The sequence below is a fragment of the Mucilaginibacter sp. P4_C11 genome (genome assembly GCF_056402115.1).
In genome coordinates this window covers 21,664-46,740 of sequence record NZ_JBFUIA010000013.1, presented here as the reverse complement: position 1 = coordinate 46,740, position 25,077 = coordinate 21,664, and the positions used below count along the sequence as shown (strand labels likewise).

At 43.8% G+C, this 25,077-nt stretch carries 19 protein-coding genes; 6 read left to right on the top strand and 13 right to left on the bottom strand.

Features of this window, described 5'->3' with window-relative positions; all coding sequences use genetic code 11:
- Nucleotides 1-272 precede the first annotated feature (272 nt).
- Nucleotides 273-617 carry a carboxymuconolactone decarboxylase family protein gene (locus tag AC1DU2_RS13535; RefSeq protein ID WP_477384925.1) on the bottom strand — a complete coding sequence of 115 codons (345 nt, stop codon included), beginning with the start codon at nt 615-617 and terminating at the stop codon, nt 273-275.
- A gap of 145 nt (nt 618-762) precedes the next feature.
- On the opposite strand from AC1DU2_RS13535, the gene AC1DU2_RS13530 reads away from it, so the two are divergent.
- From AC1DU2_RS13530 to AC1DU2_RS13505, 6 genes are all read left to right on the top strand, one after another.
- The gene (locus AC1DU2_RS13530) at nt 763-1,140 is read left to right on the top strand and encodes a VOC family protein (RefSeq protein ID WP_477356005.1); all 378 of its coding nucleotides are present in this window, start codon (nt 763-765) and stop codon (nt 1,138-1,140) included.
- Nucleotides 1,141-1,322: 182 nt separating this feature from the next.
- The gene (locus tag AC1DU2_RS13525; protein ID WP_477356002.1) at nt 1,323-2,417 is read left to right on the top strand and encodes an AI-2E family transporter; all 1,095 of its coding nucleotides are present in this window, start codon (nt 1,323-1,325) and stop codon (nt 2,415-2,417) included.
- A 147-nt stretch (nt 2,418-2,564) separates the two neighbouring features.
- Nucleotides 2,565-3,527: an MBL fold metallo-hydrolase gene (locus AC1DU2_RS13520; RefSeq protein WP_477384924.1), complete on the top strand. Its 963-nt coding sequence runs from the start codon at nt 2,565-2,567 to the stop codon at nt 3,525-3,527.
- A gap of 26 nt (nt 3,528-3,553) precedes the next feature.
- Nucleotides 3,554-4,441, top strand: coding sequence for an alpha/beta hydrolase (locus tag AC1DU2_RS13515; RefSeq protein ID WP_477355996.1), 888 nt, complete (start codon nt 3,554-3,556; stop codon nt 4,439-4,441).
- Between the two features lie 77 nt (nt 4,442-4,518).
- The gene (locus tag AC1DU2_RS13510) at nt 4,519-4,899 is read left to right on the top strand and encodes a hypothetical protein (RefSeq protein WP_477384923.1); all 381 of its coding nucleotides are present in this window, start codon (nt 4,519-4,521) and stop codon (nt 4,897-4,899) included.
- A gap of 109 nt (nt 4,900-5,008) precedes the next feature.
- The gene (locus AC1DU2_RS13505; RefSeq protein WP_477384922.1) at nt 5,009-5,893 is read left to right on the top strand and encodes an alpha/beta hydrolase; all 885 of its coding nucleotides are present in this window, start codon (nt 5,009-5,011) and stop codon (nt 5,891-5,893) included.
- Nucleotides 5,894-6,068: 175 nt separating this feature from the next.
- Here the strand turns inward: AC1DU2_RS13505 and AC1DU2_RS13500 are convergent, their stop codons facing one another.
- The 12 genes from AC1DU2_RS13500 to AC1DU2_RS13445 form a co-directional block, all read right to left on the bottom strand.
- Nucleotides 6,069-6,629: a hypothetical protein gene (locus AC1DU2_RS13500; protein ID WP_477384921.1), complete on the bottom strand. Its 561-nt coding sequence runs from the start codon at nt 6,627-6,629 to the stop codon at nt 6,069-6,071.
- A gap of 4 nt (nt 6,630-6,633) precedes the next feature.
- Nucleotides 6,634-7,431 (bottom strand): FHA domain-containing protein, encoded by a 798-nt coding sequence (locus AC1DU2_RS13495; protein ID WP_477384920.1) that lies wholly within the window; start codon nt 7,429-7,431, stop codon nt 6,634-6,636.
- Between the two features lie 74 nt (nt 7,432-7,505).
- Complete coding sequence (locus AC1DU2_RS13490) at nt 7,506-11,588, bottom strand: FtsW/RodA/SpoVE family cell cycle protein (RefSeq protein WP_477384919.1); 4,083 nt, start codon at nt 11,586-11,588, stop codon at nt 7,506-7,508.
- Nucleotides 11,588-13,021: a protein phosphatase 2C domain-containing protein gene (locus tag AC1DU2_RS13485; protein ID WP_477384918.1), complete on the bottom strand. Its 1,434-nt coding sequence runs from the start codon at nt 13,019-13,021 to the stop codon at nt 11,588-11,590. Before AC1DU2_RS13485 ends, AC1DU2_RS13490 begins: the two co-directional genes overlap by 1 nt.
- Nucleotides 13,022-13,105: 84 nt before the next feature.
- The gene (locus AC1DU2_RS13480) at nt 13,106-14,068 is read right to left on the bottom strand and encodes a hypothetical protein (RefSeq protein WP_090653187.1); all 963 of its coding nucleotides are present in this window, start codon (nt 14,066-14,068) and stop codon (nt 13,106-13,108) included.
- Nucleotides 14,069-14,103: 35 nt separating this feature from the next.
- The gene (locus AC1DU2_RS13475) at nt 14,104-15,540 is read right to left on the bottom strand and encodes a serine/threonine protein kinase (RefSeq protein WP_477355973.1); all 1,437 of its coding nucleotides are present in this window, start codon (nt 15,538-15,540) and stop codon (nt 14,104-14,106) included.
- 241 nt (nt 15,541-15,781) lie between these two features.
- The gene (locus AC1DU2_RS13470; RefSeq protein WP_477384917.1) at nt 15,782-18,067 is read right to left on the bottom strand and encodes a glycoside hydrolase family 20 protein; all 2,286 of its coding nucleotides are present in this window, start codon (nt 18,065-18,067) and stop codon (nt 15,782-15,784) included.
- A 62-nt stretch (nt 18,068-18,129) separates the two neighbouring features.
- On the bottom strand, nt 18,130-18,960 hold the full coding sequence (locus AC1DU2_RS13465; protein ID WP_477384916.1) for an N-acetylmuramoyl-L-alanine amidase family protein: 831 nt from the start codon (nt 18,958-18,960) through the stop codon (nt 18,130-18,132).
- Nucleotides 18,957-19,403 carry a Fur family transcriptional regulator gene (locus tag AC1DU2_RS13460; RefSeq protein ID WP_477355964.1) on the bottom strand — a complete coding sequence of 149 codons (447 nt, stop codon included), beginning with the start codon at nt 19,401-19,403 and terminating at the stop codon, nt 18,957-18,959. The genes AC1DU2_RS13465 and AC1DU2_RS13460 overlap by 4 nt, the downstream gene beginning before the upstream one ends.
- Before the next feature lie 122 nt (nt 19,404-19,525).
- The gene (locus AC1DU2_RS13455) at nt 19,526-21,421 is read right to left on the bottom strand and encodes a PAS domain-containing sensor histidine kinase (protein ID WP_477384915.1); all 1,896 of its coding nucleotides are present in this window, start codon (nt 21,419-21,421) and stop codon (nt 19,526-19,528) included.
- 384 nt (nt 21,422-21,805) lie between these two features.
- A complete protein-coding gene (locus AC1DU2_RS13450; RefSeq protein WP_477384914.1) occupies nt 21,806-22,906 on the bottom strand; it encodes an LptF/LptG family permease in 1,101 nt (366 codons plus the stop codon).
- Nucleotides 22,907-23,331: 425 nt separating this feature from the next.
- Complete coding sequence (locus tag AC1DU2_RS13445; RefSeq protein WP_477384913.1) at nt 23,332-25,011, bottom strand: amidohydrolase; 1,680 nt, start codon at nt 25,009-25,011, stop codon at nt 23,332-23,334.
- Nucleotides 25,012-25,077 lie beyond the last annotated feature (66 nt).

Sequence of the window (25,077 nt, the reverse complement as noted above, 5' to 3'; positions counted from 1 at the left end):
ATTTTTATTGCGTTAAAAACCAACACATTACCGATAATCATGATTACCTATACAGTTCCGGCTTTGATTTTCCTACCAGTGCTAAGAAGTATGTCAGCGCGTCGAAATCGCAACGCTATAAAGCGGATTTGTATAGTTTGCGATTGTTTCGTTCCTCTTAATGACATAGTTTGCCTATGTCATTTTACCTGTAAGCGTCTCAGATTTTACAACCCGCAACGATGCATGTTTAAAAATCACTCCATTTATTTTCTTATCCAACCCGAAACTTGCTAAGCTTGGTTTAGTTCATCCCAATACTCTACCGCACGTCGGTAATGAGGTATAACGATAGATCCGCCTACCAAATTGGCTATCATAAATATCTCGTTCATTTCGTCGTTGTTAACGCCGACCTCGTGGCATTTGCCAAGGTGGTATTTAATGCAATCGTCGCAGCGCAATACCATACTGGCAACCAGGCCAAGCATTTCTTTGGTTTTTACATCAAGCGCGCCACCGGCATAGCTGGTGGTATCCAGCGCGAAGAAGCGTTTGATATTAGTGTTGGCAGTTTCCATTATCCTATCATTCATCCTGGTGCGATAGCTGTCAAATTCTTCTACAAGTTTTCCCACTTTATAATTATTGAGTTAATGAATTAGTGAATTGTTGATTTCATTTATTTTTGACAATTTTACTAAATTATTTAGCATTTTCAATATAAATCTATAATTTTATCCCGAGTATTTATTTCAATTTTTACCGCTTAATTAAAAAACAATGGAAAGCTTGTCGCCCAATATTTTTGTTAAGGACATTAACGAAACTATAAAATTTTATCACCTGCTGGGTTTTGAACTGGTAGTAACCGTACCCGAAGCCGGCAATGACCTTATTTGGGCCATGATGGCCAAAGGGAACGTAACCATGATGTTTCAAACCATGGCCAGCCTGGGCGAAGAGCTTCCCGATATCAGCCGCCAGGATGGAGCTTCGATGCTGTTATATATCAAACTTAAAAACATCCGGGCATTTTTTGAGTCGGTAAAAGAACTGGTACCTGTTTTGAAAGGCTTAGAAACAACTTTTTACGGGGCCACCGAGTTTTCGATTAAAGACAATAACAATTACGTGCTTACGTTTGCCGAGGACGAGTAAAACGATTAAGCCAAAGGGTGGCAATCATTAAAGTAACTTTCATCTTTTACCGGTGGATATATATTTTCAACAAGCCGTTGCCGAAGAAAAGATGGTCTTTTGCTTAATAATTTTGTATCTTCAAACCTCGGGTACCGTTTTGTGTTAAGGTATCTGAACAGCACCAGATAATCATCTACTCTATGCCGGCAAAAAAAATTATAGCCCCTTTTTATGAACGACTCGCGCTCACCCTGCTGGGTTTTTTGGCCCTTGGCTACCTTATCATTATCGGCAAAGATATCCTCGACCCATTAATTTTCGGGTTTATATTTGCCATCCTGTTGCTGCCGGTTTCCAATTTCCTTGAAAAAAAGCTGCGCCTGCCGCGCAGCATGTCATCATTGGCATCTATCCTCTTGTTGGTGGCCCTGGTTGGCGGCATACTGTATCTGGTGGGCTCCCAAATATCAAACCTTGCCAACGATTGGCCGATGCTTAAAAGCCAGGTTTCGCAATCCATTCACGATTTGCAGAATTGGGTACAATCGGCATTCCATATTAACGCGGCCAAACAATTAAAATATGTAGATGATGCTTCCAAAAAAATAATGGAATCTGGAACGGATGTGGTAAGCACAGCTTTCGGCGCAATCTCGTCGCTCATGATATTTTATGTGTTTATCATGATCTTCACTTTTTTTATTTTGCTTTACAGGCGGCTCCTTCTTCGTTTTATCATTTGGGTATTCAGGGACGAGAACTCGGCCGTGGTGATGGATATTGTAGAAAACATTCAATCTATCATGAGGCAGTATATACTGGGCTTATTGCTTGAAATGTTTATTGTAGCCAGTGTTGCCATTACCGTTTTTTTATTAATCGGCATAAAATACGCGGCATTGCTGGGCATCATTGTAGGTTTATTTAACATCATCCCTTATATCGGCATTTTCACGGCGTTGTTATTAAGCACCATTATCACTTTTGCTACCGGTAATATTGGTAAAACCGTAACGGTAGCTGTTAGCGTAATTATAATACACGCCGTAGATGCCAACTTTTTGCTGCCAACTATTGTGGGTTCAAAGGTGAGGCTTAACGCCCTGATCTCGTTCATCGGCATTATCCTTGGCGAGATGATCTGGGGGCTTTCGGGCATGTTCCTTTCTATACCGGTTATTGCTATTTTCAAAATTATATTTGACCGCATTGAAAGCCTTAAACCCTGGGGTTACCTGTTAGGAGGCGACTATGAGTTAAATAAAAAAGCTGCCGAAAAGCTGAAAGTTGAATAATATCAGTTCAGACATTGAATACTACAAAGCTGAGATTTTGAGAGCCATTGCTTTTAAAACAGCTTTTATTTTTGTTTAATTGATAGGTATATCATTAATTTAGCGGCATAACAATTGTGCTGTACTGCAATTGAAAATCTACCTTTAATGATCCGTAAATACCTTGCTTTAAGTGTTATTGTATGTGCGCTGATACCTTTTGGGACAAATGCACAGGTTAAACCTGCACCGTCATTCAGGCTGGTGCCTTTGGGCGTGCTGGGGGGCATTGATGAAAGTAACCTATCAGCATACATGCTGGCAGCAAGCGGCAGTAATAATTACATATGTTTAGATGCCGGCACGCTGCACTATGGCATAAAAAAAGCCATCGAAAACAAGGCTTTCCCTGTTTCGCCCGAAAAAGTATTAAGGCAATACATCAAAGGATATTTCATTTCGCATGCCCATCTTGATCATCTGGCGGGCCTGGTGATTAACTCGCCCGAGGACAGCACTAAAAACATTTATGGCCTGCAATGCACACTCCAAACACTCAAAACCCACTACTTTACCTGGGCAAGCTGGGCCAACTTTGCCGACGATGGAGAAAGTCCCGCTTTAAAAAAGTTCCATTACAAACCACTTGAGCCGGGCAACGAGGTGGCTATAGAAAACACCGCACTGAAAGTACAGGCATTCCCGCTAAGCCATTCAAACCTCACCAGCACCGCCTTTTTGGTACACAGCTATGATGCTTATATTTTATATTTAGGCGATACGGGGCCCGATGCTATTGAAAAAAGCACCAACCTGCAAAAGCTTTGGGAAGCTATTGCCCCCCTGGTTAAAAGCAAACAACTAAAAGCCATCATGATTGAGGTTTCGTTCCCAAGCGAGCAACCTGATAAGACATTATTTGGTCACCTAACCCCCCATTGGCTAATGGCCGAAATGGACAAACTGGCCGCATTAACCGGCCCGGATGCCATCAAAGGGTTAAATATTGTTGTCACACATTTAAAACCGCCGGCAAACAGCATTATCAAAATAAAAGAAGAATTAAAAGTTGAAAATAAATTACAACTAAACCTGGTTTACCCGCAGCAAGGCAAATCGCTTACTTTTTAACAGCTACCAACCCCAATTTAGGATATATGAAAAATATTTTCAAAACGTGCCTGTTCCTTTGCTTCCTGGTAAGCACGGGCAGCGCATTTGCCCAGCAAGGCAAAGTAATTGAAGAGCAAACCGTTAAAAGCAAAATTTTAAAACGCAACGTTAAATACACCATTTACCTGCCTGCCGATTATGAAACGGCAAACCGCACCTACCCTGTAGTATACCTTTTACACGGATACTCCGACGATAACACCGGCTGGTTACAATTTGGCGAGGTAAACCGTTTTGCCGACCAGGCCATTTTAGACGGTACCATACCGCCAATGATTATTGTGATGCCCGATGGCGGTACCAGCTGGTATATTAACTCCTATGATGGCAAGGAAAAGTATGAGGATTTTTTTATCAAAGAATTTATACCACATGTGGAGCAGGCCTACCGAGTAAAAACAGAAAGACAATACCGCGGAGTTGCCGGCCTTTCCATGGGTGGCTACGGTACACTGATTTACGCTATTAAATACCCGCAACTATTTTCGGCGGCGGCGGCATTAAGCGCGGCAGTATTCCCAGACGACCAGATGGTTAACCAGCCCGATGACAATTACGAACACGTTTTTGGCCAGCTATTTGGCCGTGGATTGAAGGGTAAAGACAGGCTGAATAAAGACTGGCAGGCAAATTCAGTGTTGAACCTGGTACAAAATAAAACGGCAGACGAATTGAGCAAAGTGCGCTACTGGATTGATTGCGGCGATGACGACTTTTTAACCATAGGCAACAGCATGCTGCACATAGCCCTGACAGAAAAGAAAGTACCTCATGAATTCAGGATGCGCGATGGTGCCCACAACTGGACGTACTGGCGCACAGGCATCACCAACGCCCTCAGTTTTATAGGCGATGGTTTCAGGCAGAAGTGATAGATGTGCAGATATGCAGATTTCAGATGTGCAGATGGATTGATAAGATGGATGAGATAATGTTTCACTGTTGATAAATGGCAAAGGATTTTAATCTTCCGATTTCAATAGACCACCTGGAAAAACTTACGGATGGCACGCTACCGATAGCAGAATTTTTGAGCGTTTTTTTGGGCGACGATCAAAACAACGCCAATATGCGGCAGGGCCTGGCGTCCTACTTTTATGATAACGGAGGATCGCCCGAAGTGCGGGAATTTGATATTGTAGATGCTCAGTTTAACACCAATGACTTAACGGGATCATTCAAATGCATGTTCACGGTGTATTATTTTTTCACCTGCAGCGATATTAAAAACGACAAACGCGAAAACATAACCTGGAAATTTAAAATTGACGAGACAGCGCCAACCGTTGCTTTTGCAGGCGAAGAACCATGGGTGTGGGATGCGGATTAATTATAAATGTGCAGATATGCAAATTTCAGATGTGCAGATGAAAATGGAAACATTTCAGACGTATAGATTTATTTTCAAATCCTCAAATTTTCAAATTGATTAAAATATTATGAAAAAACTTATTCTAATCTGCCTTCTCCTTTCTGCATCTGCCGCATTTGCACAGCGTATCCCGGCCGGCAAGGTGATAGAGGAACAAAACGTAAAGAGCGATATTTTGGATTACAACGTAAAGTACGCCATTTACCTGCCTGCCGATTATGAAACATCAAACCGTACCTACCCTGTAGTATACCTGCTGCATGGCTATGGCGACGACCAAACCGGCTGGCTGCAATTTGGCGAGATTAACCGTTACGCCGATAAAGCCATCGCCGAAGGTAAAATACCACCCATGATTATTGTAATGCCTGATGCAAAAACCACATTTTACATTAATTCCTACGATGGTAAACGTAATTATGAAGATTTCTTTTTCAAGGAATTTATACCTACCATCGAAAAAGATTATCGCATAAAGGGGACCAAGAAATACCGCGCCGTAGCCGGTTTATCTATGGGTGGATTCGGCACCTTAATTTACAGCATCAAACATCCCGAAATGTTCTCGGCAGCGGCAGCATTAAGCGCAGCCGTACGTAACGACGAAGATTTTATGGGTATTACCGATGCCCGGTGGGCCGAGGCCTACGCCAAAGTTTTCGGCCCCAACCTTAAAGGCGCCGATCGGTTAAATGATACATGGAAAGCAAATTCCATTTTAGGCTTAATTCAAGGCAAAACAGCCGATGATCTTAACGATTTACGTTACTGGATTGATTGCGGCGATGATGATGCCTTAAGCAAAGGCAATTCCCTGTTACACGTAGCCCTGATGGACAAGAAAGTCCCCCACGAGTTCCGTATCCGCGACGGTGCCCACAACTGGACTTACTGGCGCACCGGCATTATAGATGCATTAAATTTTATCGGGGATAGTTTTAGACAGAAATAAAATAGTATCAAGTAGTAGTTAGTATCAAGTATCAAGACTGGAGTTGCTGGTTTGCATTGTTAATTCGACATTACTGGTAGCTGCTTGTGAGAATGCAAGCAACGAAAAAAATCTTGCTACTTGATACTTGCTACTTGATACTAAATTTTGACACTAACTACTTGATACTAAAAATCTATTGATCACTCAACAAATCAATACAGTTCTTGCTCAATTTTGCAAGGCGGGCGGGCAGGGTGCCAAGGGCGGCTTCGTTATTTAAATTGGTATAGAGTACCTTAATAATTTTCAGGGTATTTTCGTCCGGATCGCAGGCCTGGGCTTTTTCAAGGTGGGGTAAAGCCAACCGTGCTTTTTCAATATAATTCAAGTTCATTACCACGGGCTTTCCCGAAATATCTTTGATATACAAGTAGCCTAAAGCACGGTGCGCCACATAATAATCAGGCTGGGCAGCCACAACTATTTTGTAATATTTAATAGCATTGATGCTTTGATTATCGTCTTCGTAAAGTTTTGCCAACGAATTATAAAATGCCACCCGCACTTTGGGCGTTAGTTTGGCTGTATCGGGCAAAATCTTTTGGGCAAGGGCAATTGACTGGGCAGCGTCATCATTCAGCTTTGCCACATTAAAATCAAGGTAACTATCATAAACCTGTTCGGCAGTTTGAGCCCGGGTAACGGCTCCCGAAAACAATAATAAAAGCAGCACTAATACCTTTCGGGTCATCATTTAGTTATCCTTCTGCCTTAACACTGAACAAAAACACTACCGATTCGCCCAATATTACCTGGTCGCCTTCATTCATGGGGTGGCCAATCTGCGTCGAGTTAAGCTTAATCAGCTTATCGTCTGCTGCTATGCTGATCTTGGTTTTATTACGCGGTGGTACACCACCCTCATCGGCAAAAATCATAAAACATTCCGTGTCTTTATTCCACTCAATATGGGCGTGTTGCCTGCTAATAAATTTGTTACTGGGGTCGTTACTATCTGCCGGGAATATGATCTTGTTCAGCCTGTATGATCCGTTCTCGGTTATCACTTTTTTATCCCGGCCAATATTAATCTTGCCGTCGGTAGCCTTAATCAAATACTCTTCCTGTTCGGCCTCTCCGCTTAGTATCCTGATATAAGCAATGGCCGACGATGCATTATGCGCCACCTGCCTGCGGGTATGCATCTGGAAAGCGGCGTCAATCTCGGGAATCTTTGGCACATCAGCGGGAAGCTTATCTGCAAATAGCACGTCAATGGTCCAGTCATCGGGTAACTCTATCGCGTAGTCATCAGCAATCCGTTGAATCTCGTTCCTGAATACTTCCTTTTCGTGCACATAAACCGCACCTTCATAAAGATGTTTGTCGTCGGGGTCGGGTGCCAGGTAAAGCAGTAGCTCTTTGATGTGTCTGCCTTCGCCGCCTTCAACCTTTTGCAGGGCCTCTTTTATAAAACGTAGTATGGCTTCGCGCAGGCCCTTTACATCAACCTGTCCCTTTTCTCCGCCGCTTTTACTAAAAAAACTAAATGCCATTTTTTAAAGTTTTAAGTCTTGAGTTTTAAGTTCTGAGTCTTTATTTTTTGACTTGGAACTTAAGACTCTATACTTTATTGAATAATCTCTTCCGGATTCTCCGGCACAATACTCTTCATATAACCCTTTTCCAAAAGGAAGGGGATTACGTGTTTCCCGGCTAAATGCACCGCATCTGACGATCCTTTGGTCGATTCTACACGGATACAAACAACCATATTGCCTTTTCCGTTTGCCTCCGGCGCAAAAAATACATACCACCCATCATTTACGCTTTTATTTTTAACAATACGCTCGGGCGTACCGCTTTTACCGGCAACTGCTATACCCAATATAGGCACCTTTGGCGCGCTTTGCGTTATCATATATTGCTTCAGCAAGGCGGCATAATCTGGTTTATCGGCCAAGGTAATACCGGCCTTTACAGGCATTTTTGTTTTGCCAACATTCAATACAAACCGATTGGCTAATAACACGCCATTATTGGCTACGCCCGATACCAGCCGGGCAACAGATGCGGGAGTAGCAATCAACTCTCCCTGCCCCCAGGCCATACCCGAAATACCCTTGGCCCTGGTTTTATGAATATTGTTAGGATCGTACCGGGGTTTGGTATTAAACTCGGTTTTACGCCACAGGTTACGCCACTTTTCTTCCTGAGCATCGTTTTCGGCGGGTTTATTATAATAGTAGCCGCCCACCCCATGCAAAAACATCCCGGTTTTCATATACAGGTTTACCATATACTCTTCCAGGTGCTGCTGATTGGCCAGTTTAATAAAATATACGTTGTTTGACTTGGCTATTGCGCGCTCCATGGTAATGATACCGGTTTCGTCCGGCTCGATACCTTTGGTACGGATACGCTCTTCCATACTTACGTGGTAGGTTACTTTAGATGCGTCAATGCCCAGCTTATTAAATGCCGACATGGCTGTTAATACTTTAGCTGTTGAACCTGGCTGCGAGGCATAAGTAAAGCCCAGATCGGTAGTGGTCATCCAGTTGGATAATTTATTCTGATCGGCCTGCGACATCGTTAGCTGATCCCAGTTGTGCACTGGTGGCAGCGGGTACTGCGCCGATACCAGTACATCGCCAGTATTGGCCTCCATAACCACTACGGATACCCGGTTATCATACAAAGATGTATCGGTAGCTATAGATTGCTGAATTTTTGTTTGCAAGTCGGCGTCCATCGTCAGCTTAACATCCCGGTTACGATTTTTAAATGCTGCCACTTCGGGGCCGTTAATATCGGCTAACAGCAATGGTGCCAGTTCGCTATAATCCTTCTTAGCTACCGTCATTTCCTTTACGCCACGGGGCAAAAACCTGTCTTCCTGGTAGCGCGATGCCTTTACATTGTAACTACTGACGGGCATTTTAAAACCACGTAATTCGGCCGCGTGTTCATACTCGGCAAAGTAGCCGTTGGTACTGCCATTAAATACACCTGTATTTACATCGCCAGTCCAAAAAAACATTTGTTCTTCAAAGGGGTAAAACCGTTCCAGCCGCTTGTGCACTGCCGAATCGAGGTTATAATCTTTTACGCCTGCTACAGCCAGTTTCTTTTGCTGTTTTTCAATAAGTTCGGGTTTACTGGTAGCCAGGATCAATCCGTTCCTGTCCAGTAACGATCCGGCTTGCAGCTTGTTCATCAATATGGCAATCCTTGGGTTATAACTAAACATCCGCAGCCCGCTTTTATCGGCAACCAGGGCTGGCTTCACCACCCATTTTTTATTATCGGCGCTATAGCGCGATACATTTACGGTTAACAATATTACGCCGGCCAACGCCGCCGCTAAAGCGGGCACCAGGTTTTTATCCTGCTGTTTGGTAATGTAATCCATTTGCACCTGGCTGCCCTTTACCAATGATACCGACAGCAAAAAACCGGTTGCCAATAAATTGATTACCAACGACGAACCACCATAACTCTCAAACGGCAACGATACGCCCGACAAGGGCAAAGCACCAATTGAGCCACCGGCTATCAGCAAAAACTGCACGAACGTACATACCCCTATCCCTGCGCTTAAGTAAAACAACAGGGGCGTACCCGTTTGCCGCCCAATAATTATCGACCGGTGTAAAAACAGCAGGAACAATATAAATACGGCCGCCATACCTGCCCAGCCAAACTCCTCGCCTATTGATGGCAAAATCATATCGGTATGGGCTTCGGGGATTGTTTTAGCAAAGCCCTGGCCAACACCTTCGCCTGTTAAACCGCCACCGGCCATAGCCCAAAGGCCGTTGGCTACCTGGTCGCCGCCATAAACTTCATTGTTCCATGGATCCTGCCAGATGGCTTTACGCTCAACCAAACGTTCAACAGGGCCGGGAATAATTTTATCTAATCCCGGAATTTTGTCGATGGTTAAAAAAGCACTGATCACAATTAGTGCCATCACGGCCGATTCACTTAAGTATCTTGGTTTCCAGAAACCAAACAAACCTAATATGCCAAAGGTAATGCCCGCGCTTAGCCAAACATTGTCAAAAAACCAGGTAATAAGCACATAAAGCACCACAAAACCGGCCATTGGAAAAAAGTCGCCACGAGAGAAAGAGAACAGGATGATAAAAGTAAAACAGATTACCATGGCAGGTCCCAGATCGCCCAAAACTAAAAACAGCAGCAGCGTTACCAAAGTGGCTATCAGTGCCGATGAAAAGAACGACAAGCGCTTGCTCCAGCTGGCATACTGGCTGATAAATTTTTCATTAGCGGCAAAAAATCCCGCCAGGAAAATAATTACCAGGTATTTTACAATCTCGCTTGGCTGAAAACCCAACAGGTTTACCTTAACGCCGCTACCCTCGGGCCCGGTGCCAAATAAAATTGTACTAAACAAAATGCCCATAGCCACAACAACCCATGGCCAGCCATTTGCAGCGCTGCGCGTATTTTTAAATACCAGCAAACGGTATAAACCCGAGTCGGCAGTAAGCTTGCGCAGGTTGATAAACAGTACAACGCAGATAATACCAACGCCTATGCCCAGGTAAATGAGAGTGTCTTTTGCTAAAAACCTATCCCTTAACGGATCCTGCAAGCTTAATAAAGTAAGAAACGAGATTCCCGTAAGTACCATTACCAGGGGTAATATAATTTGATCGGCCTGCGGATAACGGTAGCTTAACAGGATATGGATAATAATAAACCCGGCAAAAAAGCTGGCAGCAATAATCCAATACCAGGTGTTGAAATCGTCGATGGTACGTATAATAAATGCTCCTTCTTTTTTCAGGATATTGAAATCGCGGGTTGACAGCAGCTTAATGCTGTGCGGCGACTGCACAAAGTTTACCTTTTTATCGCCATCCAGTTCAACAACCCCCTGCGAGCGGCCAAACTCAAAACCTGGCTGCAAGGGTAATAGTTCAAATGCCTTATCGGTGGGCAAATTTTTAAACTCGTAATTGCCATTGGCATCGCTACGGGCAAATGCCGTAAGCGACTGTAGCTGTCGTTTTTTATCGGCATTGGCAATAAACACCTTTTTTGCAGCCGGCAAATTCTCGGTGGTTGTGTTTTTGGCAGCCGTTTCCTCGTCAGAATAAATACTGTCTCTGGGCAATATCATATTCAGCCTCACTAAAACACCAGCAACCGGTTGTTCTTTGTGGGTGATTTTGCCACTGATGCTGTAATCGCCCAGGCCCAGATCGTTTTGGACGGGAATTTCGGGCGGGTGATTTTTTTCCTGGCTAAACCGGATGGAGTCATCCCCGGTATAACCCAGCAATTCGCGCGAATCCAATACCCGCTGCCTGAATGATTCCCCGCCTTGTTCTATAGCCTCATCGGCATTAACATAGTATTTGCGTTTATTCAGTTCGCCGGCGTTATCAAAAGCGCCAGCCGAGCTTGCCTTGACGGCAATAACAGACTGAATATAATCTACATCCCTCGGGTCATCAAAATAGTAACCTTTTTTTAGTAACGCGGCTACGTTTCTGGCCCTGTTTGGGGCATTTAGGTTTACGATGGTGCCATCCTGCAGGCGTTTATCAACATCCGTAAATTTTTGCTGCAAAACCATATATAGCCGGCCAAAAAGCATAGCCAGCAAAATACCTGTAAGTAATAAAAACAATCGCTCCAACCGTCTGCCGGGAGCTTTGGGTGTGCCCTTATCCATTAGTGCTTGATGGCTTTGGGTAACGAATCTATTTTGAACATGCCCCCAAACAACCTGCCCGATACATATTGTTTATCGGGGAAAAGGTAGGTAGTTTGCACAGGCGTTACGCAGTTACTAAACTGCACATATTTTAATACCAGGGCATCGTTATGTGTAATAACTCCGGTTTTAAAGCCATCAAATGCCACACTATCCAGCACCACATATTTGCTTTTTGGCGATAACATGAAAGCCGCGCCTTTATAACCCGAATCGGGCTTAAAAACAATTTTTCCCTTCGCCTTTATGTACAGGCTATCCCTGCCAATATAAATGGAATCGCTTAATACTATTGGTTCCTTAAAGTCAGTTGCCGAAAGTATAAGGGTGCTCCCCTTTAACTTATTCAGCGTGTCCTGTAGCTTTATTTCGCCCGCACTTTTTGGCCTGGTAACAGGCCTGGCGGCAACCGGTTTTGTATCGTCGTGCTTTAGCTGCTGGTTTATCCAGCACTGCCACACAAATCCGCATAAAACAACCAGTAACAATATGGCCAGTAAAACTACCGCACCGCGATTGCTTTTTTGCTTTACTGGAACAGTTTCGGGTCCATCGGGTAATTTAGGGCGATGTTTGGGATCAATAATCTCTTCGGCAACCTTAGCCGAAGCCACCGGCCGGGTTACATTTTGAACACGCGGGGCTTTGTTGTTATGTACCAACACCACCGTCACGTTATCTTTACCGCCTTTATTATTGGCCGCCTGTATCAGTTTAGCTGCCTTATCTTCCAATTCGCCGGCCCCTGTTAGGATACTTTTTATCAGGTTTTTATCAACCAGGTCGGTAAGGCCATCGCTGCAAACCAATAACATATCGCCGGGTAAGAAAGGCGAATGGCCTGTTTCTACAAAGTCGGCTTCTTTAGCAATATTAGGATCAAAACCCAGGGCTTTATTAATTTCGTTGCGCTTAGGGTGATCCATAGCGGCTTCTTCGCTCAACCTGCCCGAATCTTCCAGGAAGCCTACAAAGGAGTGATCTTTTGAGATTTTAATGAGCGAATTATCGCGCAGCAAATACAAACGGGTATCGCCCACATGGGCGTAATGAAACTGGTTATTCTCCAGGTCGACCACCGCAAGCGTAAGTACGCAGGCCATGTTCTGCAGTTCCTTATCTGCTATTTTTTTATCGTAAATTTGTTTGTTGGCATCAATAAAAGTATTCACCAACAAGGCGCTCACATTGCCGGCGATGTACGATAGATCTTTAATAATGGTCTCGCGCGCAATTTCGGCGGCAACCTCGCCGCCTACATATCCGCCTACTCCATCAATTACACAGGCCAAAATAAAATTATCATCATTGGCTTTCTGGGCAATAAAGGCATCCTCGTTATTGTCCCGCTGCCTGCCGGTATCGGTTAGTCCGAAATAATTATTTGCCATGGCTTGATCTTTTTATGTCGATAAAATGGGCCAGCAATAACAAAACACATATTGCCAGTAAGCCTATTGATAATATTTGTGACATTACGCTTCGGGTTTAAATATGTTGATGCCGATAATACCATTCAGCAATATTTTTGAGTTAAAAGGCAATTCCACCCATTGCGGCGAGTTTACATCGCTCCGGGTAATTTCCTGCTCGTTAATCATGGTCAGTTCGCCAAATGATGACAGGTAGAGCTTACCATCGGCTTTATTCATGCGGATGCGCAGGTGCGGGGTATTTACCCAATCGCTCGGAATTTTAAATACAGCGGCATCTTCGCGCGTTTCTTCGTTGCCAGATACTACAATATCTTCATTCTTCATCAGGAATTCCACCTTACGACCTACAAACTGCTTATCGGGCATAATTGTATCCAACCGGGCCAAAACAGTTTGCCCGGGTTTTACCACGTCCTTTTCGTTATAATGCAAGTCATTTGCGTAAGGTAGTTCGTAATATCCCTCGCTGTAATAGGTAAAGCCTTTTAAAATATCATTGCTTATATCCAAAGTTTGAGCAACGCCGGTATGGCGGGGTATAAAGGTTACCCGCAGGTTTTCTTCTTTTTTATTGCTCCCGGGCAACAGTTTGCCTATAAAGCCCTTGTCACCCTTTTTATAATCAGGATGTGATACCAGCCTGAACACCCATTTTGAACTTGATGGTTCAACCTTTTTGCCTACTTCCTGGTGTTCGCGCAGTAGTTCATAAAATTTTTTTACCGATTCATGTACAATGATGCCAAACAAACCCGAACGGTTGTTTATAAACTCCTGATAGTCTTCTTCGTTAAAGCTGATGATGTATTCGTGATAAAAAACAACCCTATCGGCAAATGACAGCTGAGCAACGGATTCTTTAAATTTTTCGATAATGTACAGGTACACATCATCGGGAGTGAGCGTTTTATTTGCTACAGCAGCCACCGCGGCGGCCTTCCCATTCGGCAGAAACCAGTCCTGCAGACCTATTTTTTGCCAAAATGTAGATTTGGATTCCATTAGGTAAATCTTTTTTAGATGTTAATTATCATTAACTAAAAACTCAATTTTGATGTATCAGCGTTTTTTATGCTATCGCGGTAAAACTGCGGGTCGGATTTAGACTTGTGTTTTACGCCACGCAATATCGAATCTGCCAATGAATCCACCTCGGGCGGAATACTGGCAGCAGGATCATTGTTAACCGGTTGTGTTTCTTCATGTGTATCCCTTTTAACCTGGCTATCTGGTTTGGCCTGGGTACTGCCCTGACTTAAAGTATCCCTTGGCGGCGTTGTTGATTTAAAAAAAGTGTTATAAATACCCTTACGATGCTTAATGGCCATAACAGACGAAAAACCGGTTAGGGCAACCAATACCACAATTAAACTAATAAATAACGGTTTAGAAATACGTACCGCATGCTTACCTACAACAACAGGCGTTTCAGTTCCAGGGTTTACAACGTGCACGCCCCTGGCGCTTTCGGCCTCCTGGTAGTAAAGTAACAGCCCTTGCAGCCGCTCATTTTCCTTTAATAATACCGAAGCATTCCAGGAATCATCAACATCTGTACTGTTTACCGCCGATATACTGCTATATACCAAAACCTCCTGCAGCTCGATTCCATTGGCATAACGGTTTTCGGGCTCTTTTTCCAGGCATTTGGCAACAATTTTAAGCAGCCATGCAGGCACCTGCATTTCATGCTGTTTCTTTTCGTCGGTCCACCCGGCAGGCAAATTCTTTTTGCGTAGTTCCATCACATCAGGAACTTCCTTTTCCATATGCGACAGCATAACCGCGTTGCGGGAGGTTTCGCCGTTATCGTTAAGCGGGAAAGGTACCTGGCCGGCAATCAATTCATACAGGATAATACCGTAGCTGTACACATCGGTCTGAAAATACATCAGTCCTTCGTTTTGCTCGGGTGCCATAAATTCAATAGCCCCGGCATGCCTGATGCTGGTGCGCCGCTGATCGTCAGACATAGCCGAAAGGCCAAAATCAAGCAGCACATAGTTACCCGTATGGATATTGAACTTTACATTGTTGCTTTTAATATCGCCATGCTTAACCGATACCTTGTGGCAATGCGAGAGCGCATTTGCCAACTGATCGGCCAGTTTAATGATTTCCTTGATGGTAAAAATAGCCTCGTGCGGTGGCTTCAATAAATCCTCCAGGTCGGGGCCATCAATATATTCCATCTCGATAAAAGGAAACGAACCGCTTTCGGTAATACCCGAATTGAGGATTTTGACCACATTGGGATTGGGCTCTTCGTTTACCTTTTTTAGTTTTTCAACCTCGTTCTGAAAATTTCTGAAATTTTTATCGTCAGTACTCTCCGTATGGATTGGGGTGGGTAATAATTTTACCGCTGTAATGATAGGGCCATAGCGCCTGCCTTTATAAACAGAGCCTTGTCCGCCCGTTCGCAAAGCCCCCATATTCTCCAAACCTTCGGTAATTGTAAATACTTTGCTCATTGAGTTATACTTGCAGTGCTGTAAACATAAATAACAATTGATTAAACTTTGTTATTTCAACATAACGCACATGTTGGCGTTTGGTTATAAAAATATGAAAAAAAGTGCGGATGATCGATTTGAAAATTTGAGGATTTGAAAATTTGAAAATGAGGATCGGAAGATGTGCGGATGATTATACATTTGAAAATAACTCCCATCATTTTCAAATCCTCAAATTTTCAAATTCTCAAATAACTCATTAGTTAACAATTATCTCATCCACCAATAACCAGGCCTTAGCACCGGCAATATATTCGCCAGGTGGGATAATGCCTTTGTTGGTACCAATTACCCTGACATAGCGGCCCTGCGTTGGTTTAATATCGGCTTTTACCGTGTTGATACCGTTGGCGGTAAACTCGGTTTGGCGATAAACTTCGGTATAGTTTTTTCCATCTGCCGATACTTCGAACGTAAGCAGTGTTGGCTCCCACATTTTTTGCCAGTGGTATTTTAAAATATTGATACCCAACTGTGATATTTTTTGAACCGAACCCAGATCGACCACGGCATCCAGGTTATTGCCGTTAAAGCCATACCACTGGCCATCATTGTATAATTTGCTGCCAAAAATACCGTTCACCAAACCAAAGGTATTGCCGGGATTATAGGCCACCTGCGGCTGGTTTGCAAGGGTTACGGTTTTACCAATACCTTTGTGAATGGCAAAACTTTTTACGTACACACGCCCGGTTAATTTGCCATTGCCAAACACCGCGGCTTTTATAGTATCCGATTGGGTGATGGTCAAGGCATTGATATACGCTTTACTACCTAAGCCCGGCGTCGATCCATCGGTGGTATAAAATATTTTTCCACCGGGCAAGGTAGTGCTTAAGCTAAGCGACACCTGGTGGTTTGCAGTTTCACTTACATTATCTGTTATCTCATCAAAAGTATTAGCGGCATTAATATTGAGTTTTTTGAACAGTGATTGCTCAAACCGTAACCGCCTCAAAAAGCCATCATAGTCCTTATTTTCCTTAGCCGACCAGGCTACTTCGGCCAAAGCCAGCATCCTGGGGAACAGTTGCCGCTCGGCCCGGGCGGGGCTGGGCAGGTATTCGCTCCAGGCATTGGCTTGCACACCTTTGATGTACCGGGCTTCATCGCCAGATAATTCTTTTGTTAAAGGTTCGTAATTATACACTTTGCTGAGCGGGGTATAGCCGCCGGCTGTTATGGGTTCGCCTGGGTATAACGACTGATAATAGTCCAGGTAAACATATTTTTCGGGCGTCATGATTGCATTGTGATGTTGTTTGGCAGCAGCTATGCCACCTTCCTCTCCAGTCCAACTCATTACGGTAGCACCGGGAGTTAAGCCGCCTTCCAGGATCTCGTCCCACCCAATAATCTGCCTGCCTTTGCTGTTCAGGTATTTTTCCATGCGGCCTATGAAATAGCTTTGCAGTTCGTGTTCGTCTTTTAAATGCTCATCCTTAATGCGTTTCTGGCATTTGGGGCAGGTTTTCCATTTAGTTTTGGGACATTCATCGCCACCTATATGAATATATTTTGAAGGAAAAAGTGGCAATACTTCGTCGAGAACGTTTTGCAAAAAGGTAAAGGTTTCATCGTTACCGGCACAATATACGTCATCAAAAATACCCCAATATGTAGCCGTTTTATACGGGCCGCCGGTGCAACCCAGTTGCGGGTAAGCTGCCAATGCCGCCAGCGCGTGCCCCGGCATTTCAATTTCCGGTATAATGGTGATGTGCCTGTCTGTCGCATATTTTACAATGGCTTTAACCTCCTGCCGGGTGTAATAACCGCCATACCGTTTGCCATCAAAAAGGTGAGGGATATCGCGCTTGTGGCCTATGATGGTTTCATCCCTATAGGCCGAAATGCTTTGTAAAAGCGGGTATTTTTTTATTTCTATGCGCCAGCCTTGGTCGTCGGTAAGGTGCCAGTGAAAGGTATTTATCTTGTACAGGGCCAGCATATCAATCCACTTTTTGATATCATCGGCAGCAAAAAAGTGGCGGCATACATCCAGGAGCATGCCCCGGTACGCAAAGCGTGGATGATCTTGAATGGTGCAGTTCCCGGCGGTTATTTTTCCGTTAGATGAGCGTAATAGCTGAATAAGCGATTGCAGGCCATAAAATACGCCAGCCTCGTCATGACCGGTTATATTAATTTGCTTTGATGTTACCACCAGTTCATAACCTTCATTATCGGCGACTTTAGAGGAATCGATTTTCAGGATGATAGTGCCTTCGCTTTTCAATTTAAGCTGATAGCCGGCAAGAGATTTAAAATATTGATTGAAAAATATAAGGTTACCTGTTTTGATTCCCGGCCCAATAGTTATACCGGTAGCCGCAGAAAAAGTAAATACCCCACTATTTCTTTCAAACTTATCCGGCTGCGGTATAACGCCCTGCTGTTTAATTTGTGCCGATGAATAACCGGCAATTAATATCAGGCCTAAAGTAGTTAACAGAAATTTGCACGAAGGCATCAGCTTTATCATGAATAGGGATTTGCAGAGCCGAATATAGCTGATTATAGGTATCTGCGCACTAAATATGAAAATTACAGGCTGCCAATGGCTTTGCGGTAGTTGTTAATAGCAGTCACAATAGATTTCACTATAGCATCCTGCCCGCCGGGCGAGTTGAGGTAATCCTCTTCTTCGGGGTTGTTAATAAAACCTGTTTCGATAAGTACGGCAGGCATGGCGCTATGGGCCAATACCAGTACACCCTGCTCCTTCACCCCTTCGCTTGGGCGGCCGTCAAAATCAGTAAATTCGGCATTGAGCAAATCCCCGAAGAGGATACTTTGCTTGCGGTATTTTTGAATATAGGCATTCAGGATAATAGCGTTTGATGGGTCGGTTTCATCATAGCTTTCGTAGTTTTGCTTATAGTCTTTTTCCTGAAAAATGGAGGCGTTTTCACGTACGGCTTCCTCCTGCTCTTTAAGCCTGTGGAAACCATAAACCAACAACAACACTCCCTTACGCTTATGGGCCGAAGCTGCGTTCCCTTCGGGCGACGAGTTGCAGTGGATAGAAACAAACAGGTTGCCATGCGCCTGATTGGCTATGTTTGAGCGTTGATTAAGGGGAATAAACGTATCATCGGTACGGGTCATTAGGCTGGTGATGCCTTTCATGCCGGTATCAATATAAAGTTTCAGTTTTTTGGCGATGGCCAGGGTAACATTTTTTTCAACCGAGTATGATCCGCGGGCGCCAGGGTCTTTACCGCCATGGCCTGCATCAATAATTACCGTTTTAAAGCGGAAGCCGGAGGTAGCCGGAATGGTATCCCTTTGCTGGGCACCGGAGCTAAAACAACAGCACAGGCATAGTCCTAAACCGATGATTACTACTGAAAAAAGCTTTTTAAAACCCCTCATTTTTTTACCGCCTTTTTACTGCATTTGGGACACAAGCCGGTTGCGTATAATGTAAAGCCCTGTGGTTCAAAACCGGGGGGCAGGGTTATGGCCGGCAGGTGCAAATCATCAAGGCAGTATACGTTTTTGCATTGGGTGCAATTGAAATGCAGATGCTCGTCATGGTGATGGCCTTCATTGCAGCTGGATGAGCATAGCGCGTAGTTGGCTGTGCCGTTTAAATCAAACACCTTGTGGATAATGCCTTTTTCTTCAAAAGCATTCAGGATGCGGTATAGGGTAACGCGGTCAATATCATTCATAACACTCTCCAGATCAGGCTGCGAGGTGGCTGCGCTGCGTGCCGACATCATGGACAGTACCCGGAGCCGTGGGGCAGTTTTTTTTAAATGGTGCCTGTTCAGCAGGTCCTCGAAGTGAAAGTTGTTACGGGCTGGTTCCATTTAAGTTTTACCGGGGGTGTATACGTGCAAATATATACAACGTTGCATTAAGGATGAAATTATACCCGCCTCCCTGTTATGCATGTGTTTGCCCAAAACTACCTTTCAATATTTATCGCGCCTCAAACATCCGGCTTGGTAACCGGAAATTCCAAAATAATCTCGGTCCCCTGAGTTAGTTTACTTTTTACATTTATACTGCCACCTAAGGCCTCAACCTGGGTTTTAACCATAAAAAGCCCCACACCCTTGCCTTCCATGGTTGTATCAAAACGTTTGTACAAGCCAAACAGGTTAGCAGCGTTCTTGTCAAGATCAATGCCTTTGCCATTATCTTTAAAAGTAAGCCTTATTTTATCATTTTGCCGATGGCTTTCAATATGAATAAGCGGTGCGGTACCTGCCCGGCGATATTTGATACTGTTTGAAATAATATTATAAAAAATACTGTAAAGAAAGCCCCGTACAGTAAACATGGCATCTATTTCATCAAACGCGCATTCAAAAGAGGCATTTTCGCCGGTGATGATATATTGCATATCGGCTTTAACATCATTCACGAGGTCATTAAAAACCACCAGGTCTTTTTGCTCATTTACCACCTTGCGGGTTTGCAAAATATGGTTCAGATCCTTAATAACTGTATCAATGTCTTTTGCCGATTGCCCGGCTTTTTCAAGTACCTCGTGCATTTCGCTCAACGTTTCATCTTTTTGGTCGATGAGGTACGATAGGCCAATTATATTGGCTACGGGTGCCCGCAGGTTATGCGATATGATATAGGTAAACTGCTCCAGGTCTTTATTTTGCCGAATCAAATCGGCCGTTATCTTTTCGCGTTCAAGCCCGGCAATTTTATGCCCGGTAATGTTTTTGTTGGCCACCACAAAACCACAAGGGGTATGCTCGCTGTTTTTTACAACAAACCATTGTATGTGATACCATTCTACACTGCCATCTTTTTTTGGATAACTTAATTCATATTCAGCGCTTCCGTCCCTGACTACTTTATCCAGCATTTCTTCCATAAAGCCCATTCTTTCTGCCGGGAAATAATTCTTCATGGCCAGGCCCGTCTTCAGCGTTTTGTTAGCGCGTCCTTCAGAATATATTTGCGCCTGTGTGTTAAAAGAGATGATATTCAGCTCATCATCAAACAGCACGTAAGCTATATCTGTGTTATCAAAAATAGCGCGCAGGTTTGCCTCTGATTTTTGCAGCGCTTCCTGATCCTGTTTACTTTGGGTAATATCTGTTACCATGGCAAGGGCTCCCCTGTACCTCCCCGTTTTATCAAAAATTGGGTTGGCCGATATATTTGCCCAAACATCCTCGCCGTTCTTTTTTACATACCTGATATTTAAATTTTCTTTGGCCCCGTTCCTGCGCCTTTCCATACATGCTATGGCGTAGGCCTTACCTTCTTCATCCATAAAATCGTAAAGCTCTTTTCCCAGCATTTCTTCTGCGGAGTAGCCCAAAATTTCGCCTATTTTGATGTTTACAAAATTGGTCTTTTCGTTTTCATCAATTGTCCAGATGCCTTCCTGCGCCGTTTCAACAATTTGCCGGTACAGTTCCTCGCTTAACCTAAGGGTTTCCTTTTCGGCTTTGCCCGATGTAATATCCCTGATAATCCCTTCGGCCTTTGCCAAATGCCCGGTATAATCCATTATGGGGATCGTTTTTTTCTCTACCCAGCGTATCGTTCCGTCTTTGTGGATAATACGGAACTGGTTACTAACCCGCTCGCCCCGCTCTAAACTTCTATGCTCGTTAACAGCAATATCTTTATCCTCCGGGTGAATCATATCAAACAATAACCGGCTGCCTGTAATAAAATCCTCAGGTTTATAACCACATAGCTTTTCGCACCCCTCCGACATTTGCAATACCTGCGTGCTTACCATATCCACAGCAAAGAAAACTTCGTCCATGGCATTAAAAAATGCCATCAAATTATCATGGGTACCTTCCTGTGTTTGCATATTTACGGCTATAGGTTTATTTGGTAACATGAAAGTACCAAGTTTGATTTAAAAAAAACAAAGCATATAGCACGGGGCTGCTAAAAATGCCATTCTCCAGTTAGTTAATGTTAAACCGCGCTGCTTGTACTTAAAAAACTCCCGAGGCTATTAAAGACAAGTTGCATGTTATTTAATAACACCACGGTTTGTTAGCCATAATAGCGAATGTAATATACGCAATTGCAAAACTTATATAATAGCTATTTTAAAATAGATAACTATCGCGACGAAGGGGAAACAATCCACATAAACAATTGACTATAAACACAATAAACACCCGCAACAGCGCAATTATTTTTTTTATTGCTAAAAAACAAATTTTAGTTAACAATTTGGCAATCAAGATAATATTGAATTACTAACTGCAACAGGTTATTTGGGTGCTTTAAAAATTAAATAACAGCCAAGCAACCCAAATAAAACATTAGGCAACATGACAACTATTGCCGGAGGAAAGCCCCCTTTGATTGAAAATGTGATGGCAAATTTTTCGACTATAATATAGGCAAAACAAAGCAAAATGCCCGCTCCCAACGGGAGGCCCACACCGCCGCGCACCTTGCGCGAGGATAAGGCCACACCCAAAACCGTTAAAACATAAGCAGATAAAGGGTACACAAAACGATGGTACATTTCGTAATACAAGTTGTTTAAAACTTCTGGGCGGCGTAATTTCTCTTTGCCGATGTTTTTATTGAGCTCCTGTAATGACATTGCGCTATATACATTATCATACAAAATAAAATCGGTCGGGTGCATGTCAAGGATGGTATCTTTTGGGGTATTGCTGCTTATAAATTGCTCGCGCAGGCCATTCACATATTTAACCGAGTAGTTTTTTAGTGACCATACCCCTTTTACCGAATCATAGGCAGCTGTTTGTGCCACGAGTTTCTGAAGCAAAGTATCACCGTTAAATTTTTCCATAATAAACAGGTCGCCGGTGTGTTTGGCTTCGTTATAACTTTGCATGTACACAAAAGTGTGTTTATCTATCTGCATATGTACGCCACTTTTGGCCGGGTCGTTATCCGTCATTCCGTTGGCATTTTCAAAATTGTTTTTTAAGCGGTTGGTATAGGGTATCAGGTATACATTGGCGAAAAACGAAATGATAAATATAATGGTAGCGGCCATAAAATAAGGTCGCAAAAAGCGGTTAAAGCTCACCTTGCCGCTTAAAATGGGCACTATTTCTGTTTGGTTGGCCATTTTTGCCGTAAAGAATATAACGGCCAGGAAATTAATTAACGGTGATAATAGATTCAGGTAATAAGGGATAAACCCGGCATAATAATGGAATACGATATCATGAAGCGACGCATGTCTGGCCGTGAAATTATCCAGCTTCTCTGATACATCAAAAACAACGGATATCACCATGAAAATGCCCAGGGTAAATAAAAAAGTACCCAGGTATTTGCCGACAATAAACTTGTCGATAATTTTCAACTGCCGGCCCATAAATGCCATCCCTTAGCTCAATAGCGTTATGGTGCCGGAGCGGATATTACAAATGGGGTAATGATGATATGCCATTAGTTAAATTGCTGATAAAGGTATTGCCCCTATTAACGCAATTTTTAGTTTGATAATATAAGGTTTAGGAAATTTGATTATAAAGGGGCAATAAACCACAAATCCGTGATTATAATTTGAGCTTTATATTGAAAGGAAGGCCCCCGGCATTTCAATTAAAGGCACGCGCTATTTCATCTCCCTTAAAAACGCCGCCGCGTCATCGCCCGTTTTGTAATCCAAACTGGCAAGCCTGGCCATATACAGTTGGCGAACATTGACCCTTTTGTAATATGGAAAATCCGTTTTTAACCCGTAATGTGTGCCTCTTTTTCGTTCAGCAGAATTTTGACCAGGTAATTTGCCGATCCTTTAAAAGGCTATCTTTTTCCTGTCGCCCGGTAAACTATACGCCCTCCAACCATTGTCATATTCACTTTGATATTACGTATTTTATCAGGATTGATGGTTGTTGGGTCGGCATCCAGCACCACCATATCGGCAAACCGCCCCGGAAGTAATGATCCTTTTTTGTTTTCTTCAAAAGTAGTATAAGCACCACCATAGGTGTAGGCTTTAATGGCATCCTCGGCATCAATGCATTGGTTGGCGCCAATTACAACGCCCTCTTTTGTTTTGCGGGTAACAGCGCTGCCCAGCCGCAGCATAGCCGGGTAAGCAGATATTGGCGCATCCGAATGCAAGGCATACACAATACCCATATCCTGGGCTGTTTTGGTAGGGTGCAGCAATTTAAGCCTTTCGGGGCCGTAAACCAGCATCTTCTCGCCCAGTTCATACATGTAGCAATGAAAAACCGGGATAATACCAGCGTTCTTAATATGGTCAAGTATATTTTGGTTGGTGATGCTGCAATGCTCAATACGATGGCGGGCATCGGTACGCGGGTGCAATTTCTGAGCCTTTTCAATGGCTGCTATCACCATGTCAATTTCGCGGTCGCCGTTGGAGTGGCAGGCTATCTGCCAGCCAAAGCTGTGAATTTTCAAGAACAGGCTATCAAGCGCGGCCTGGCTGCGGGCCGGCGGGATACCGTAGTAATCCTTTTTGCCGGTAAGCGGGTTAATCATGTCATACGGTTCATACAACCAGCAGGTTTTGCCGCTTAAAGAGTTCCCTTGTATCACCTTGATGGTGTTGATGCGTAAATAATCGGAATGCAGCTGCGGTATTTTACCATTCAAAACCTGGTCAAGGTAATCAACCCCGATGATGAGGTTAAAACGCATCGGGAATTTTTCGGCCACCAGTTTGTTGTAGGTAACCACTTTTTCGGGGGTTGTCCAGGCATCCCCTATACTGGTTACGCCGCTGGCCAGCACCTGGTTAAAGTAAAGACGGTAACCCGCCATTTCCTGTGCCGGCGTAGGCTTAGGCGGATAGGTGATATTTTTTGCCCGGCGCAGGTAGCCCGCGGCCAACTCTTTACAAATACCATCGGGTTTATTGGTGCCCGGGTAGCGCTCAAACAGGCCGCCTGCCGGGTCTTTAGTGGCTTCATTAATACCAGCATGCTCCACCAGGTATGAATTAGCTGCCGACATGTGGCCGCTTACATGGCTTATTAAAATGGGGTGCATGCTACTGGCCTTATCCAGGCTATCGCGAATGGGCTGCCCGCCAAGCTTGGTTTCGTTATAGCCAACGCCCCGTATCAGCATCCCCTTTGGGGTAATGGCAGCCTTGCGTTTAAGCAAGGCGATGAGATTTTTCATCGAACTTACCGTATCCAGCCTGAGCACGGCGTAAGGTTCCTTAAATTCATATACAGGTGCCGGGTGCTGGTGCACATCATTAAAGCCGGGCATTACAGTTTTACCATGTAAAGCAATAACGCGGGTAGCCTTGCCTATATATTTAGATACCTGTTTATCGGTGCCTGCAGTCAGTATTTTCTCATTTTTTATGGCGATAGATTGGGCACGGTCGCCCTTATGTTTAAGGGTGATAATATTGCCGCCGGTAAGCACAAGTTCGGCCTGTTGGGCATGCAGGGTATACGACAACAATAAAAAAGAAAATACGATAAGCTTTTTCATAATGGATGTGAAAATGCTTATCGCATGTTACTGCCGTGTTGGGTAATTATTAACTTATTGATATAA